This is a genomic window from Arthrobacter sp. CAN_A1 (assembly GCF_015751665.1).
Lineage (GTDB): Bacteria > Actinomycetota > Actinomycetes > Actinomycetales > Micrococcaceae > Arthrobacter_D.
Genome location: NZ_JADOUR010000006.1, coordinates 49,235 through 65,685, shown reverse-complemented (window position 1 = coordinate 65,685; position 16,451 = coordinate 49,235). Strand labels below are relative to the sequence as shown.

Annotated in this window: 16 protein-coding genes; 14 read left to right on the top strand and 2 right to left on the bottom strand. The window is 65.7% G+C overall.

The features are described 5' to 3' along the window. Nucleotides 1-35 precede the first annotated feature (35 nt). From dapB to IWX62_RS08790, 3 genes are read left to right on the top strand one after another with little or no spacing between them, the layout of a single operon-like run. Nucleotides 36-794 carry a 4-hydroxy-tetrahydrodipicolinate reductase gene (gene dapB, locus IWX62_RS08800; RefSeq protein ID WP_196841025.1) on the top strand — a complete coding sequence of 253 codons (759 nt, stop codon included), beginning with the start codon at nucleotides 36-38 and terminating at the stop codon, nucleotides 792-794. Nucleotides 795-802: 8 nt separating this feature from the next. Continuing rightward, a complete protein-coding gene (locus IWX62_RS08795; protein ID WP_196841024.1) occupies nucleotides 803-1,285 on the top strand; it encodes a hypothetical protein in 483 nt (160 codons plus the stop codon). 57 nt (nucleotides 1,286-1,342) lie between these two features. After that, nucleotides 1,343-1,801, top strand: a complete 459-nt coding sequence (locus IWX62_RS08790) for a hypothetical protein (RefSeq protein WP_196841023.1) — start codon at nucleotides 1,343-1,345, stop codon at nucleotides 1,799-1,801. On the opposite strand, the gene IWX62_RS08785 is transcribed toward IWX62_RS08790, so the two are convergent. Next, the gene (locus IWX62_RS08785; protein ID WP_196841022.1) at nucleotides 1,784-2,956 is read right to left on the bottom strand and encodes a heparan-alpha-glucosaminide N-acetyltransferase domain-containing protein; all 1,173 of its coding nucleotides are present in this window, start codon (nucleotides 2,954-2,956) and stop codon (nucleotides 1,784-1,786) included. The genes IWX62_RS08790 and IWX62_RS08785 overlap by 18 nt on opposite strands. Before the next feature lie 88 nt (nucleotides 2,957-3,044). On the opposite strand from IWX62_RS08785, the gene dapA reads away from it, so the two are divergent. From dapA to IWX62_RS08755, 6 genes are all read left to right on the top strand, one after another. Then, the gene (gene dapA, locus IWX62_RS08780; protein WP_196841021.1) at nucleotides 3,045-3,992 is read left to right on the top strand and encodes a 4-hydroxy-tetrahydrodipicolinate synthase; all 948 of its coding nucleotides are present in this window, start codon (nucleotides 3,045-3,047) and stop codon (nucleotides 3,990-3,992) included. Continuing rightward, nucleotides 3,989-5,680, top strand: coding sequence for a ribonuclease J (locus IWX62_RS08775; RefSeq protein WP_196841020.1), 1,692 nt, complete (start codon nucleotides 3,989-3,991; stop codon nucleotides 5,678-5,680). Before dapA ends, IWX62_RS08775 begins: the two co-directional genes overlap by 4 nt. An 87-nt stretch (nucleotides 5,681-5,767) precedes the next feature. After that, complete coding sequence (locus IWX62_RS08770) at nucleotides 5,768-8,677, top strand: FtsK/SpoIIIE family DNA translocase (RefSeq protein ID WP_196841019.1); 2,910 nt, start codon at nucleotides 5,768-5,770, stop codon at nucleotides 8,675-8,677. A gap of 9 nt (nucleotides 8,678-8,686) precedes the next feature. Next, nucleotides 8,687-9,310, top strand: coding sequence for a CDP-diacylglycerol--glycerol-3-phosphate 3-phosphatidyltransferase (gene pgsA, locus IWX62_RS08765; RefSeq protein WP_196841018.1), 624 nt, complete (start codon nucleotides 8,687-8,689; stop codon nucleotides 9,308-9,310). Beyond that, nucleotides 9,310-9,819, top strand: a complete 510-nt coding sequence (locus IWX62_RS08760; protein ID WP_196841017.1) for a CinA family protein — start codon at nucleotides 9,310-9,312, stop codon at nucleotides 9,817-9,819. Before pgsA ends, IWX62_RS08760 begins: the two co-directional genes overlap by 1 nt. A gap of 126 nt (nucleotides 9,820-9,945) precedes the next feature. Next, nucleotides 9,946-10,386 (top strand): helix-turn-helix domain-containing protein, encoded by a 441-nt coding sequence (locus IWX62_RS08755; protein ID WP_333483312.1) that lies wholly within the window; start codon nucleotides 9,946-9,948, stop codon nucleotides 10,384-10,386. Between the two features lie 80 nt (nucleotides 10,387-10,466). Here IWX62_RS08755 and IWX62_RS08750 read toward each other — a convergent pair whose 3' ends face one another. Continuing rightward, complete coding sequence (locus tag IWX62_RS08750; protein ID WP_196841016.1) at nucleotides 10,467-10,940, bottom strand: MarR family winged helix-turn-helix transcriptional regulator; 474 nt, start codon at nucleotides 10,938-10,940, stop codon at nucleotides 10,467-10,469. 99 nt (nucleotides 10,941-11,039) lie between these two features. Here IWX62_RS08750 and IWX62_RS08745 point away from each other — a divergent pair, with 99 nt between their 5' ends. The 5 genes from IWX62_RS08745 to miaB all read left to right on the top strand — a co-directional run bounded on the left by IWX62_RS08745 (nucleotide 11,040) and on the right by miaB (nucleotide 16,451). After that, the gene (locus IWX62_RS08745) at nucleotides 11,040-11,258 is read left to right on the top strand and encodes a DUF3046 domain-containing protein (protein ID WP_196841015.1); all 219 of its coding nucleotides are present in this window, start codon (nucleotides 11,040-11,042) and stop codon (nucleotides 11,256-11,258) included. 190 nt (nucleotides 11,259-11,448) lie between these two features. After that, entirely contained in the window at nucleotides 11,449-12,522 is a 1,074-nt protein-coding gene (recA, locus tag IWX62_RS08740) for a recombinase RecA (protein WP_196841014.1), read from the top strand. A gap of 225 nt (nucleotides 12,523-12,747) precedes the next feature. Then, nucleotides 12,748-13,251, top strand: coding sequence for a regulatory protein RecX (locus tag IWX62_RS08735; protein ID WP_333483335.1), 504 nt, complete (start codon nucleotides 12,748-12,750; stop codon nucleotides 13,249-13,251). 202 nt (nucleotides 13,252-13,453) lie between these two features. After that, entirely contained in the window at nucleotides 13,454-14,803 is a 1,350-nt protein-coding gene (locus IWX62_RS08730; protein WP_333483311.1) for a coiled-coil domain-containing protein, read from the top strand. 76 nt (nucleotides 14,804-14,879) lie between these two features. Further along, nucleotides 14,880-16,451, top strand: a complete 1,572-nt coding sequence (miaB, locus tag IWX62_RS08725) for a tRNA (N6-isopentenyl adenosine(37)-C2)-methylthiotransferase MiaB (RefSeq protein ID WP_196841011.1) — start codon at nucleotides 14,880-14,882, stop codon at nucleotides 16,449-16,451.

Here is a 16,451-nt window from a genome sequence, read left to right as displayed (position 1 = left end):
GGCAGGGGAGGGCCCGATCAGTAGGGTTGGGTGTTATGACTGAACAACTTGCCGTCGCCGTGCTGGGAGCCGCCGGGCGGATGGGGTCGGAAGCGGTCAAAGCCATCGACGCCGCGCCGGACCTTGACCTCGTCGCCGCCCTGGGGCGGCACGATTCACTGGACACCCTTGTCGCCGCCGGCGCGCAGTGCATCGTTGACCTGTCGGTGCCCGACGCGACGCTCGCGAACGTGACATTTGCAGTCGAACGCGGCATCCACGCCGTCGTGGGCACCACCGGCTGGGACGATGCCAGCCTCGACCGGCTCCGCGCCCTCCTGACCGATCAGCCAGCCACCGGCGTGCTGATTGCCCCCAACTTCGCACTCGGCTCGGTCCTCGCCACAGCCTTCGCCGCCCGTGCCGCCCGATACTTCGAGTCGGTGGAAATTGTTGAACTGCACCACCCCGACAAGGTCGACGCGCCCTCCGGTACGGCCGTCCGGACGGCAAACCTGATCGCGCAAACACGCCGCGAAGCCGGCCTCCCCGCCAGCCCCGACGCGACCACCAGCGGGCGCGACGGTGCCCGCGGTGCCGACGTCGACGGCATCCGGGTGCACTCGGTGCGGTTGCGCGGTCTGGTGGCGCACCAGGAAGTGCTCCTCGGTGGTGTGGGGGAGCAGCTCACTATTCGTCATGATTCGTATCATCGCGAGTCGTTCATGCCTGGCGTGCTGCTGGGCGTCCGCGGCGTCGCATCCCATCCCGGCCTGACGGTCGGGCTGGACGGTTACCTCGATCTGGAAGCGTGAACCCCCGCATGGCTGAAACTGTTGGATTCCTCGGCACCATAAAGCGCCACCGCGCCAAGGTGGGGGTGGCCCTGGTGAGCCTCTTGCTGGTGTTTTGGCTGATCATCGCCCTGCAGCGCAGCATCATCCTGCTGGCCGATCCGGACCTGGTGGCCAAGGCGCTCGGGCTCGCCTACCTCCTGTTGCCGCTGATCGGCGGCTGGGCCATGATCCGCGAGCTCCTGTTCGGGATGCAGACGTCGAAAATGGCTAACGAACTCGACGCCGAGGGAGGGCTTCCCATCGATGACCTGCCCCGGACCCCCGCTGGACGGATTGTCAGGGCGGCCGCCGACGCCCGGTTCCCCGAATACCAGGCGGAAGTGGAGGCGGCGCCGGAGGACTGGCGGGGCTGGTTCAGGCTCTCCTGCGCCTACGATGCTGCCGGGGACAGGACCCGCGCCCGGCGCTCCATGCGGACGGCCGCGAAGCTGCACCGGAAAGGCCGCTGACCCCCGTACCGGGCGCTTCTGGTTGGCACTCCGGCCGTTGGTCCGTAGAGTCGCCCCATGGGGACTGAAAAAGACGACACGAACCGGGTCATCATCACAGAAGTGGGCGCGCCAGGTGATCGCTATGCATCGCATGATGGCAGGGACACCGGAAACCATGCAGGGCAGCAGAGCGCCGGGGACGGGACCGCCTCGCGACCCGTCGCGGGTCGACGAGTGGTCAACCCGTTCTTTGTTGCCGCCTGGTTGCTTGCCGCTCTGATGACTGCGGTAGGCGTGATGTCGGTGACGTCTTCTCTACAGGGGATGAATCCCTACCTGGTCTACATGCCGGTCCAGGGTGGCCTCGGCGAATCGAGCCCCTACCAGACCTTCATGAGCCTGCTCGTCAGCCCGCTCGGTGCCGGGCCGTTGCTTCTTGTGGCCGGTTGCCTGCTGGCCGGGCTCCTGCTGGCAGTCCACGGCATCAACCACTCCCGCCGGCCCCCGGCCGGGGTGTCAGCTGTTCAGTCCTGACCGCGCCGCCCGGGATGCGCCCGACGTCAACAGTTCCAGCGGGCCGCGGGCATTGATTCTCAGCAAGAGCACCCCCAGGACAACGAACACCACTACCTGGCCCCAGTAGACCAGCGACGGCTCCGGCGCAGGATTCTGTGCGTCGACAATGCTCATGGTCCAGATGTGCAGGGTGTACAGGGTTAGGGTCATTGCGCCCGCCGCCGACAGCGGAAGCAGCGCGGACTCGAACCTGCGGGTCGCAAGCAGGCACAGCCCAATCACCAGGGCAGCGGTCCCGCTGGTGTGCAGCAGATCCAGCGGGGAGCCCGAGTGGGGAGCGCTGACCGCCAACCACCACCACGACCCCGACTGGTCAACACCGGTCAGGCTGACGTCCATCATCGCCTCCAGCGGGTACCGGGCGCCGTCGGGGGTTTGCAGCAGCGCAGCCAGGCCACCGGCCGGGCCCAGCAGATAGCCGCTGACCGCCTTCGCTGCGAGGGCCACCGCGGCACCGGAAACCGCCAGTCCCAGCTGCACCCGCAGGTCCGTCAGCGGCAGCCGGCCGATGGCCATTCCGATCAGGAGGTAGCTCAGCCATTGCAGGGCCGGGTAATAGCCGGTCACCGTGATGTCGGCGAGCAGGGTGGCCGGTTCGAGTAGCGTCTCAAACAGGGGGTTTCCCCCCACCGAGGGCGGAGTGACGGTGTCGGCGATCCACGGCCGCAGCAGGTAGGCGGCGACGGGGGAGAGCAGTACCCACCCGACGGCCCACCACGCGAGGCGCCGCAGGGGCATCGAGACGAACGGCAGGGCGAGCAGGAACAGCACCCCGTAGTGGAACAGGATGATCGCGATGTTGATCTCCAGCCCGCCGAGCGTCAGCCCGATCAGCATGATTACCGCGGCCCGGGCCGCAATACCGCGCCGGTCCATCGCCAACGCGGGGCGGTTGTGGATCCGGTTCCCCCCGGTCAGCAAGGCCAGTCCGAGTCCGGCAACGACGGCGAACAGGGCTGACGCCCGCCCGGAGAACACCAGCGCCACCCAGGTGGCGGCAGCGGTCCCCGGAACGTAGAGAGGAAAAATGTGGGTGCTCATCATCCCAAGGAGGGCGACGCCGCGCGCCGCGTCGACCCCGCTCACGCGACGGGAAACGGTGGGAGATGCCATGACCTGATCGTCTCACAGGCGTCTTGATGCCCGCCGTGATGCTGCGGTGCTGAGGCTAAACGGCGCCGAACCGGGTAACGTTTTACCCATGCCTCACACCGATACCCGTACCCTTCCCTTCGGCACCCTGGCCATCGCGATGGTGACCCCGTTCCACCCTGACGGCAGCGTTGACTTCGATGCCACGGCCCAGCTGGCCAGCCAGCTGGTCGACGACGGCTGCGACGGGCTGGTCATCTCGGGTACCACCGGGGAGACCTCAACGCTGGAGGACCAGGAGAAGGAAGACCTCTTCCGGGTAGTCGTCGAAACGGTGGGCGGGCGTGCCAAGGTGATCGCCGGCACCGGCACCAACCACACCTCCCACTCGATCGAGATGGCACGGCGCGCCGAGCGTGCCGGCGTCGACGGGCAACTGGTGGTCACCCCCTACTACAACAAGCCCACCCAGGCCGGGGTGCTGGCCCACTTCGAAGCGGTTGCCGCTGCCACCGACCTCCCGATCATGATCTATGACATTCCTGGCCGGTCCGGTATCCCGATCCTCACCGAAACCATGATCCGGTTGGCTGACAACCCGAAGATCGTGGCGCTGAAGGACGCGAAAGCCGACTTCGCCGAGATCACCCGGGTACTCGCCAACACCACCCTTGACGTGTACTCCGGTGATGACGGCCTCACGATGCCCTGGATGCTCGCCGGAGGTGTTGGCGTGGTCAGCGTCAGCGCCCACGTCGCCACTGCCCAGTTCAGGGCACTTGTCGACGCCGCCGGCGCGGGGGATCTCGTTACTGCCCGCCGGATCCACTTCGAGCTCGATCCGGTGGTCCGCGCGGTCATGACCCACATCCCGGGCGCCGTGTCGGCGAAGCAGATCCTCAAGATGCAGGGTTTGATCCCCAACGCGGTGGTGAGGCTCCCACTGGTGGGACCCTCGGCCATCGAGATGGAAGCTGTCCTCGCCGATCTGGCCGAAGCGGGGATGAACTTCGACCGCCCGCGCTCCACCCGGACCGCTGACGGAACACGGGCATGACGGTATCGGCCGCCACAGCGCTCATCACCCCACCGGATCTGGCTCCGGGCGTGCTCCGCATCGTCCCGCTGGGCGGTCTGGGGGAGATCGGGCGGAACATGGCGGTCTTCGAGCTCGACGGCAAGCTGCTCATCGTCGACTGTGGTGTGCTGTTCCCTGAGGAAACCCAGCCCGGCGTCGACCTGATCCTCCCCGACTTTTCCTACATCGAGGACCGGCTCGACGACGTCGTCGGCCTGGTCCTGACGCACGGTCATGAGGACCACATCGGCGCAGTCCCGTACCTGCTGCGCCACAAGAAGGACATCCCGCTGATCGGCTCCCAGCTCACGCTGGCCCTGATCGAAGCGAAACTGCAGGAACACCGGATCACCCCCTACACCCTCACCGTCACCGAGGGACAGATTGAACAGTTCGGGCCGTTCGAGTGCGAATTCGTTGCGGTCAACCACTCCATCCCCGACGCGCTGGCCGTCTTTATTCGCACTGTTGCTGGAAACGTCCTGCACACCGGCGACTTCAAAATGGACCAGCTGCCGCTGGACGGGCGGATCACCGACCTCCGCGCGTTTGCCCGGTTGGGTGAGGAGGGCGTCGACCTGTTCATGGTCGACTCCACCAACGCTGACGTGCCCGGCTTCACCACCGCTGAACGGGAGATCGGTCCGGTGCTGAACCGGCTGTTCGGGCAGGTCACCAAAAGGATCATCGTCGCCTCGTTCTCCTCCCACATCCACCGGGTGCAGCAGGTGCTCGACGCCGCCGAAGCCCACGGCCGCTTTGTCTGCTTCGCCGGACGGTCCATGGTGCGGAACATGACCATCGCCGCGAAGCTCGGGTACCTCAAGGTGCCCGAGGGCATCCTCGTGGACATCAAGAACGTCGACAGTCTGCCCGACGACAAGGTGGTGCTGATGTCCACCGGGTCCCAGGGTGAGCCGATGGCGGCCCTGTCCCGGATGGCCAACGGCGACCACCGCATCACCGTCGGGAAGGGCGACACGGTGATCCTCGCGTCCTCTCTGATCCCCGGCAACGAGAACGCAGTGTTCAGGGTGATCAACGGGCTGCTCAAGCTCGGCGCCGACGTCATCCACAAGGGCAACGAGAAGGTCCACGTGTCAGGCCACGCGGCTGCTGGTGAACTGCTCTACTGCTACAACATCCTGAAGCCCCGCAACGTCATGCCGGTGCACGGGGAAACCCGGCACCTCATCGCCAACGCCCGGCTGGCCGAGCAGATCGGGATCCCCACCGAGAACGTGCTGCTCACCGACGACGGTTCGGTGATCGATTTGGTGAACGGGGTGGCCCGGGTCGTGGGTGCAGTGGAATGCGGGTTCGTTTATGTTGACGGGTCGAGTATCGGGGAAATTACCGACGCCGACCTCAAGGACCGCCGCATCCTCGGCGAGGAGGGGTTCATCTCCATCGTCACCGTGGTCAACCGGAGCACCGGGAAGATCGTCTCGGGTCCCGACATCCACGCCCGCGGTTTCGCCGAAGACGATTCAGTGTTCGACGAGATCAAACCCCAGCTCAATGCCGCCCTGGAGGAAGCCGTGAGGAGCAACAAGGACCACACCGTCTACCAGCTCCAGCAGGTGGTCCGCCGGGTGATCGGAACCTGGGTCAATCGCCGCTACCGCCGTCGGCCCATGATCATCCCGGTGGTCCTGGAAGCGTAGCCGCCCGGAGCCCAGGCACCTACCGCGGCGCAGATCCGGCCGCGTATGTCCGGGGAATCAGGGGCTTTGTCCGGTACCGTGGGGACTATGGCGACTCGTACTTCCCCGGGCCCCAGAGGTTCACAGCAGTCGCGCGGTAAGAACACCTCGGCTGCTGCGCGTTCAACTTCGGGCCGTAGCGGCGCAAACAAAAGCGGTGGCACCACCCGGCAACCGACCAAACAGCAGACCGTGCTGCCCGGTGACACCCTTCCCCTGCCCCTGCGCGCCCTGAGGGGACTGTGGATGGGCGGCGCCCACATGGTCGCGTCAGGCGTCCGCAAGTTTGGGCACGACGTGCGCCCGGACAAAGAGTTGCGCCGTGATGGCACCGGCCTGTTCCTGCTGATCCTCAGCGTTGCTGTCGCAGCAGTCGAATGGTGGGCGCTGACCGGCCCCGGCGCCGACGTGGTGCACGCTGTGGCCGCGGGAACGTTCGGCTGGATGGCGCTGCTGGTGCCGTTCATGCTCCTGATCGGCGCGGTCCGCCTCTTCAGGTATCCCGAAAATCACCGCGCCAACAACCGGGTTGGCATTGGCATGACCATCGCCCTGTTCGCGGGATCCGGTATCGCCCACCTCTCCGGTGGGGCACCAGCACTTGTGGACGGCTTCGAACGCCTATGGCAGGCCGGGGGAGTGGTCGGCTTCCTTGTCGCCGGCCCTCTCAGCGGGATCCTGACCGAGTGGCCCGTGGTGATCCTGCTCTCGGTCCTGATTTTCCTCAGCGTGCTCATTGTCACGGCCACCCCCTTCCGGCATATCCCCTCGCGGCTCCGGGCCCTGTACGAGCATCTGATGGGGCAGGACCTCATGGACGAGGACCGGCGGCAGACTAACCAGGTCAATGACGGTGAGGCCGCCACTAGGAAGCACGACCAGAGCTACCTCGACGAACGCCACTCCGCTCCGGTAAAGAAGCCCAAGCGAAAAATGCGTCTCTTCGGACGCGATCGCGCGGCCGACCGGGAACAGGCCGAGCTGGATGGCTATGTGGGCGACGAAGCGTTTGAGCGGGCAGTCGTGGATGACGACGTCGACCACGACGACCAGGACCAGCGGGCGCAGCAGGCGGCAGCTCCTGCCGAGCCCCGGGTTCCACCCGGGGTCCGCCGTCCCACCCAGCAGGAGCGGGCCACCGAGAAAATCAAACAGGATCACGGCATCCCCGCAGATCTCCAGGACTCCGCCCACGGCCAGGGTGCCGCCGAACCGGCCACCGAAGCCATGGCGGTGCTCCCCGCGGCGGCGCCAAGGGTTCCCTCGACCCCGGTGCAGCCGCAGGTTCCACCCACCCCGATGCCGCAGCGGACCGAACAGCTGCAGCTGGCTGGGGACGTCACCTACACCCTGCCGCCGTCGGACTACTTGCCCGCAGGAACCCCGCCCAAGGAACGCTCCGAAGCCAACGACTCGGTGGTCGCCGCCCTGACCCACACCCTCGACCAGTTCCACGTCGACGCGAAGGTCACCGGTTTCTCCCGCGGCCCCACGGTTACACGCTACGAAATTGAGCTGGCGCCCGGCACCAAGGTAGAGCGGGTGACCGCCCTGTCCAAGAACATCTCCTACGCGGTGGCGAGTTCCGACGTGCGCATCCTGTCGCCGATCCCGGGCAAGTCGGCCATTGGCATTGAGATCCCCAACACCGACCGCGAAACCGTGTCGTTGGGCGACGTCCTGCGCTCCGGCAACGCCCGCAAGACCGACCACCCGATGGTGATGGGCGTGGGCAAGGACGTTGAGGGCGGCTTCGTCGTCGCCAACCTGGCCAAGATGCCCCACCTGCTGGTGGCCGGTGCCACCGGTGCCGGCAAGTCGTCGTTCGTGAACTCGATGATCACCTCGATCCTGATGCGCTCCACCCCCGATGAGGTGCGCATGGTCATGGTGGACCCCAAGCGGGTGGAGCTCACCGCCTATGAGGGCGTTCCCCACCTGATCACGCCCATCATCACCAGCCCGAAGAAGGCCGCCGAGGCGCTGCAGTGGGTGGTCCGGGAAATGGACACCCGCTACGACGACCTCGCCAACTACGGCTACAAGCACATCGACGACTTCAACAAGGCGGTCCGGAACGGGAAGGTCATCCCGCCCGAAGGCTCCAAACGCGTGGTCCGCCCCTACCCGTACCTGCTGGTCATCGTCGATGAACTCGCCGACCTGATGATGGTGGCACCCCGCGACGTCGAGGATTCCATTGTGCGCATCACCCAGCTGGCCCGGGCCGCAGGTATCCACCTGGTGCTCGCCACCCAGCGGCCCTCGGTCGACGTCGTCACCGGGCTGATCAAGGCCAACGTGCCGTCGCGGATGGCTTTCGCTACCTCCTCGGTCACCGACTCCCGTGTGGTCCTGGACCAGCCGGGCGCGGAGAAGCTGATCGGGCAGGGCGACGCCCTCTTCCTTCCCATGGGCGCCTCCAAACCGATGCGTGTGCAGGGTGCCTGGGTCACCGAGTCCGAAATCCACCGAGTGGTAGAGCATGTCAAGGGCCAGCTGAAGGCCAACTACCGCGAGGATGTGGCGGTCGAAGCCCCGAAGAAGCAGATCGACGACGACATCGGCGACGATCTCGACGTCCTGCTGCAGGCCACCGAGCTGGTGGTCACCACCCAGTTCGGCTCCACGTCCATGCTGCAGCGCAAGCTGCGGGTCGGATTCGCCAAGGCAGGCCGGCTCATGGACCTGCTGGAATCCCGTGGTGTGGTGGGCCCTTCGGAGGGATCCAAGGCCCGCGACGTGCTCGTCAAGCCTGATGACCTGGCCGCCGTACTCGGCGCGATGCGCGGCGACGGCCCGGTCTCCGTCCCCGACGAACCGGCCGCCAGCGCTGCCGCGCCCATCGACCTGGTGGCCGACGACCTCGAGGCCCGCCGCCAGGCCGGCCAGTATCATGACGGATCCGACGACGACGATGACGGTTCCACTGACGCCTGGTCGCTCACGGGAAGGTAGCCTTGAGCCGTGAGTACTCCTCCGGCCAAACAGGTCCCTACGCTGAACATTGCCAACGTCCTGACGGTGGTGAGGATCCTGCTGGTCCCGTTCTTCATCTGGTTCCTGCTCCTCGACGACTCGGCCGACGACGGCAGTGGGGGATTGTTCCGCTGGCTGGCCGTGGCGGTCTTCGCCGTCGCGATCTACACGGACAAGCTCGACGGTGACCTGGCACGCAGCCGGGGGCTGATTACCGACTTCGGGAAAATCGCTGATCCGATCGCCGACAAGCTGCTGATCGGCTCGGCCCTGATCCTGCTCTCGGTGCTGGGTGAACTCTGGTGGTGGGTGACCCTGGTGATCCTGGTGCGTGAACTGGGCATCACCGTGCTGCGGTTCGCCGTCATCCGGTACGGGGTGATGCCCGCCTCGCGTGGCGGGAAACTCAAGACCGTCATTCAGACGTTCGCGATCTTCCTTTACCTGCTGCCCCTTGCCGGTCTGGTGGGGGACTGGTATTCCTGGCTGGCCATCGCCGTGATGCTCGCAGCCGTTGCCGTCACGGTCATCACCGGGCTGGACTACATTGTGCAGGCGGTCCGGCTCCGACGCGATGCCCGTGCACCGGGCCAGCCCGACTCGACGTCGTAATGGTTGAATCCTCCGACGCGCCGGGGCCCGCCGCCGAGGTGGTGAGCCTTGCCGCCGCCCGAAACCTGACCGTCGCGACAGCCGAATCGGTGACCGCTGGGCTGGTCGCTGCTGCGCTCGGCTCGGTGCCCGGGGCGTCAGCTGTCTTCCAGGGCGGGGCAGTGACCTACCAGAACCGGATCAAGGTGGACGTTCTCGGTGTTGACGCCAGCGGGCTTGCGGCAACCGGGGCCGTTGACGCCGTCGTCGCCCGCCAGATGGCTGACGGGGCCCGCCGGGTGTTCACCGCTGATATTGCCGTGTCGACCACCGGGGCCGCTGGGCCGGAGCCGCACGGGGGCAAAGCCGTGGGGACGGTTTTCGTGGCGGTGGCGTCCGCTGCCGGCACCACCGTCAGTGAGTACCTGTTCGAGGGCGACCGCGAGGAGGTGCGGCGGCGTGCCTGCCGCGCAGCACTGGACCAATTGGGTGCTTTGCTACGCCTGCAGGACGCAGGGAACAAATCCTAGGACCGAACAGTTATTATTACTGTCAGCCATTGAACAGGTTGACAGCTTAGGCTTGAAACTACGAAACCGGTACAGCTCCCTAAGGAGACCCCGGTTCAATTGCAACGAGGGAGCATGGCGATTCAGATGGTAAAGCAACCCGTATCCATAAACGGAGTAGTCCGTTGGCGGGATGTGGGGTTGGCGGAAGACGCACAGCGCAAGCCGAAGGAGCGCAAAATGGTAGTCCTACGCCATGAGATTGGCGATGTCCTGCGGGACGTCCGCCAGCGGCAGGGCCGCACACTGCGCGAGGTTTCACACAGCGCACGAGTCTCCCTGGGTTACCTGAGTGAGGTGGAGCGCGGCCAGAAGGAAGCATCCTCGGAGCTCTTGTCCTCTATCTGCACCGCACTGGACGTTCCGTTGTCCCTCATGCTCCGCGAAGTCAGCGAACGTCTCGCCGAGGCTGAGGGCGTGTCGGTACCCGACACCGTGCCCCAGGAATTCGCCAGGGCCTTTGTTGGCGACATCCCCGATGACCTTGCCACCGATTTCGGCCGCGGGCTGGCGGCGACGAACCGCTAATAGCGGGTTTGCAGCAGCCCTCAAGAACCGCTTCAACAAAACCCGCCGGGATCATGCCGGCGGGTTTTGTTATGGGCTGGTCACCACTTGTCTTTGGTGTACGTCTCATTGAGCTGGGCGATCAGCTGGCCGAGGGTGGTGAGGTCTTTGACGTCCCAGTCATCCATCAGATTGTGGAATGCTTCCTTGCGGGCGTTCTGAGCGGTCACCAACTGCTGCGAACCGGCGGGGGTCAGGGTGATGGACTGGGCCCGGCCGTCGAGCGGGTCGGCCTCCTTCTGCACCAGCCCCAGCTGCTCGAGCATCGCGATCTGGCGGCTGACGGAAGGTTTCCCGACGCCGATGCTCGCGGCTATATCGGTCAACCTCATGGCACCCTCCCTCTGCAGGATGACCAGCAGGCCGTAGGCGGCCGGTTCCATGTCCGGGTGGACACGCCGGGCCACCTTGTAGGAGTTGGATCGTGCCCTCCGCCACAACATGCTCAGTTGTTGCTCCAGCGCCTGAATGGCGGTGTCAACGGTGGGGTCGGCTTCACGATGCTCGGCTGTCATGTGGTTCATTCTATGGTGAGCGACACAATCGTCGGCGAACGGGTTTCGTTGTGGGAGTAAGTCGACTCCACGAGCCCCGGGAAATGAGAGGATTACTCCATGCGAACCAGTGCCTTTTGGCGGCTTATGGATGACGAGTTTGGCGGTGGGTATTCCCGCACCCTGGCCCGCACCGTTGTGTTGGCGGATCTCGGCGGCCGCACGCCGGTTGAGGCGCTCGGGGCAGGGATCAGCCCCCGCGATATCTGGGCGGCTGTGTGCGAGTTACAGGACGTCCCGCCCGAACGCCGGCTGGGCCGGGACATCACGCCCAAATAGCGCCCGTACGGCTCCTGACACGCCGCGCGAGTTATTCGAATATTTGTTCGGGTAGGACTATCATTTCTAACAGACGGTGGTCGTGGTTATCCACATACGCCGTGAAGCTTCTCAATTTGTCAGTGCCCCGGGCTACGGTCGAATTGAACACGAAAACGGCCATCACGGCCACAACAAACCGAGGTGAAGAATGGCCGCACCAGCAGACCGCGAGAAAGCACTCGAAGCAGCACTCGCGCAGATCGACAAGCAGTATGGCAAGGGCTCGGTAATGCGCCTGGGCGATGAGGTACGCGCCCCGATTGAAACCATTTCCACCAGTTCCATTGCGCTGGACGCAGCGCTGGGCATAGGCGGGCTTCCCCGGGGCCGGGTCGTGGAGATCTACGGTCCGGAATCCTCCGGTAAAACCACCCTGGCGCTGCACGCTGTCGCCAACGCGCAGCGCAACGGCGGCATTGCAGCCTTCATCGATGCTGAGCACGCCCTTGACCCCGAGTACGCCAAGCGGCTGGGAGTCGATACCGACGCCCTGCTGGTCTCCCAGCCGGATACCGGCGAGCAGGCGCTGGAGATCATGGACATGCTGATCGGCTCAGGATCGATCGACGTCATCGTCATCGACTCGGTGGCAGCCCTGGTGCCGCGCGCCGAGATCGAGGGCGACATGGGCGACAGCCACGTGGGTCTGCAGGCCCGGCTGATGAGCCAGGCGCTCCGCAAGATTACCGGCCGCCTTGCCCAGAGCAAGACCACAGCGATCTTCATCAACCAGCTTCGCGAGAAAATTGGTGTGTTCTTCGGTAGCCCGGAAACCACCACCGGCGGCAAGGCGCTGAAGTTCTACGCGTCCATCCGTATCGACGTCCGCCGGATCGAGACCCTGAAAGAGGGTGCGGTTCCGGTCGGAAACCGGACCCGCGCCAAGGTGGTCAAGAACAAGATGGCGCCGCCCTTCAAGCAAGCCGAGTTCGACATTCTGTACGGCTACGGAATTTCACGCGAGGGCGGGTTGATCGACGTCGGCGTCGAAAACGGCCTGGTCAAGAAGTCCGGTGCCTGGTTCACCTATGACGGAGACCAGCTGGGACAGGGTAAGGAAAACGCACGCAAGTTCCTGCTCGACAACCCTGACCTGACCGACGAGCTGGAACGCCGCATCCGCGAGAAGCTGGGTGTGGGAGTGGCGGCCGAGGACGCAACGGTCGAACCAAAGGCAAAGGCCGAGCCCAAGTTGAAGGCGGTTAGTGGAGAGAACCGCTAGGCAGTCATGGGGTTCGGGCAGAATGGTGGCTCTAGGGGCGGGCAGAACGCCAAGCGTCAGTCCGCTGCCGGTGCCGCCGGGAAATCCGTTGGAGGATCCTCCGGGTGGTCGTCGGATGGCGGGACAGCGGGAAACACAGAACGGAAACCGCGCCGCCAACGTTCGGGCGCCGGCGGAGAAGGCCCGGAACCCGACACAGACCCGTACGCCACAGCCCGGTCGATCGTGCTGCGCCAATTGACGCTTGCACCAAAGAGCCGCCACCAGCTTGCCTCCAAACTAGCGGAGCGGGAGGTGCCGGACGAGGTGGCAACTTCAGTGCTGGACCGGTTCGAAGAGGTCCAGCTCGTTGACGACGCCGAGTTCGCGATGATGTGGGTGCGTAGCCGGGCATCGGCTCGTTCGCTCGCCCGCAGCGCTCTGAAACGGGAGCTGGCCGAGAAGGGCATTCACGGCGAGCTCGCCGAAGAGGCGCTGGCCCAGGTGAGCGACGAGGAGGAGCGGGAGGCCGCCGAGCAGCTCGTCCGCCGAAAGCACAGGCCCGGTACGGTGTCACTGGATCGGGCAGCCCGCGACAAGGAGACCCGGCGCCTGGTGAGCATGCTCGGGCGCAAGGGATACGCGCCATCGTTGGCCTTCGGTGTGGTGAGATCCATCCTCGATGAGGCAGCCGACGACATGAGCGCTGCTGATGACGAGGGCACCGGCGACGGCCCTGATCCCGACTGACCTGAGCTCAACTGACCTGAGCTCAACTGTTCTGAGGCGCCTAGCGGGCGCGGCCAGTCCGTCATCATGGGTTAAGCCTCCGGTAGCCCGTTATCTATTCGTTCCCTTAATTGACGGGTAAGGGTCTGGCGGACCCCGAACACTGAACTGTAGGCTGAGCAGCGTCATGATCGGGTTGGGGCGGACATTAACTGCTGCACGGATGGGCGCTGGTGCAGCGTTAGCCGTGCTGGTGCTCGGCGCCTCGCTCCTCACTCCCGTTGCTCCCGCCGTCGCCCAGGATTTTCCGACCTGGGACGAAATCCGGGCAGCGAAAGACAACGCCACGGCCAAGCAGGACCACGTCCTGGAGATTGAAGCTCTATTGGAAGGGCTGCGATCGACCTCGGCAGAGCTTGGCGACGCGGCGGTGCAATCCGCAGCCGACCACAGCCGTGCAGCGCAGGAGCTGCAGGTCAGTGAGCGGCTCTCAGACACCCTGGCGGTCCAGTTGGCCAACGCGAAAGCCGAGTCGGCCGACCTCCATGAGGCAGCGGGCGCCGCTGCCGCCCTGTCCTACAAGACGGGAAGCACCAGTACCGGGATGCTGGTGTTGCTGGATCCCGAGGGCGCCATGGATCTCCTCGATCGGATGATGGTGCTGGAAACAGTGACCGACCGTGCCGCCGGTTCCTATACCGACGCCGTCGCCGCGGAGCAGGAAGTGGAATCCCTGCAGGACCGCTACGACGCCGCCACCGACCGACACCGTGAGCTCACGGCCGAAGCGGCCTCCCGCCTCGACGTCGCCCAGGACGACGACGCCGCAGCACGAGCCTCGGTCCAGGAACAGGAAATCCGTGCGGCTGAACTCTTCGAACAGCTCGCCGAGCTCAACGACACCACGGCAACCCTTGAGGCAAACCGTATCCAGGGCCTGCAGGAAGAAGCGGCTTTCCTCGAACAACAGGCAGCAGCGGAGGCCGCTGCGGTGGCCAGGGCCGCAGCCGAAGCCGCTGTTGCGGCAACTACGGCGCCACCGCGTGCTCCCGCGCCGCCGGCCCCTCAGTCTCCGGCCTCTCAGTCTCCAGCGCCTTTACCCATACCCATCCCTGGCCCGGCCCCTGCCCCGCCTCACGCTGAACCGGACCCCGGACCTGCGCCAAAACCACCGGCTCCTGCCCCGGCACCAGCTCCCTCGCCAAAACCGCCAGCACCGGCTCCTGCCCCGGCACCAGCTCCGCCAGCGCCCGCTCCGATCGTCGATGACCCCGCCGGAGCCCAGGCCTACGCTTCCTCCCGGCTCCCGTCGTTCGGGTGGAACGAAGGCGAGTTCCAGTGCCTGGTCAATCTATGGAACAAGGAGTCCCGGTGGCTGACCAGCGCGAACAATCCCTACAGCGGCGCCTACGGCATCCCCCAGTCGCTGCCCGGCAGCAAGATGGGCAGCGCCGGGGCTGACTGGCGCACCAACTACCGCACCCAGATCGAATGGGGGCTGGGCTACATTTCGGGCCGGTATGGATCACCGTGCTCCGCCTGGCAGCATTCCCAGCGGATGAACTGGTACTGACTGATTCACGGGTGCGGCGCAGACCCGGAGGTCCCGCCGATTGTGGGGGTCAGCGCGGCACACGTACCCTTAACGGGTGAGTCTCATTACCCCAACCCTTCCCACAGGTCCCGCCGCAGAACAGGCCGGTGTTCCTGGCGCATCCCCGCCGGAAGCGCAGCGCACCTACGAGGTTCGCACCTACGGTTGCCAGATGAACGTCCACGACTCGGAGCGCATCTCGGGTCTTTTGGAGGCCGCCGGCTATGCGGCGGCGACAGACGCGCAGGCCGACGTCGTCGTGTTCAACACCTGTGCTGTCCGCGAGAATGCCGACAACAAGCTCTACGGCAATCTCGGCATGCTCGCCTCCGTGAAGGAAACCCACCCGGGCATGCAGATCGCCGTCGGGGGTTGCCTCGCCCAGAAGGACCGCGACACCATCCTGAAGAAGGCGCCGTGGGTTGACGCGGTGTTCGGCACCCACAACGTCGGGGCGCTTCCGGCCCTGTTGGAACGTGCCCGCCACAACAACGAGGCGCAGCTGGAGATCCTCGAGTCCCTCGATGTCTTCCCCTCCACCCTGCCCACCAAGCGCGACGCCGTCTACTCGGGCTGGGTGTCCATTTCAGTGGGCTGCAACAACACCTGCACTTTTTGTATTGTGCCCGCCCTCCGGGGCAAGGAACGCGACCGGCGTCCCGGGGAAATTCTCGCCGAGATCGAAGCGCTGGTCGCCGACGGCGCTATCGAAGTGACCCTGCTGGGGCAAAACGTCAACTCCTACGGCGTTGAGTTCGGTGATCGGGGCGCCTTCGCGAAGCTCCTGCGCGCCTGCGGCGCCATCGAAGGACTGGAACGTGTCAGGTTCACCAGCCCCCATCCCGCGGCCTTCACCGACGACGTCATTGATGCGATGGCCGAGACACCCAATGTGATGCCCCAACTACACATGCCACTGCAGTCGGGGTCCGACCAGATCCTCAAATCCATGCGGCGCTCCTACCGGTCATCGAAGTTTCTCGGCATCCTGGACCGGGTGCGGGACAAGATGCCGCACGCCTCGATTTCCACCGACATCATCGTGGGCTTTCCCGGCGAAACCGAGGAAGACTTCCAGGCCACCCTCGACGTTGTCGAGAAGTCCCGCTTCGCTACAGCGTTCACTTTCCAGTACTCCAAGCGGCCCGGCACCCCTGCCGCCGACCTGCCGAACCAGATCCCGAAGGCTGTGGTGCAGGAACGGTTCGAACGCCTCACCGCGCTGCAGGATCGGATCGCGGCTGAAGAGAACTCCCTCCAGCTCGGACGCACCGTCGAACTGATGGTGACCGCCCAACAGGGCCGCAAAGCCAGCGAAACCCACCGCTTGTCGGGCCGGGCACGCGACCAGCGGCTGGTCCACTTCTCGGTACCCGACGGCGTCGACCCACCCCGGCCCGGCGACCTGGTCACCGTTACTGTCACCGAAGCCGCCGCGTTCCACCTGGTCGCCGACCCGACGTCGAGCGCTGACATCCACATCCGCCGGTCCCGGGCCGGCGACGCGTGGGACAGGTCGCAGGCCGACTCCTGCGGAGCGCCTGCACCCGGCGCGACCGGCCCAGACGCCCTCACGCCGGGTGCCGTGTTACTGGGGATGCCCTCGCTCCCGGTCCGCGGCGCCTGA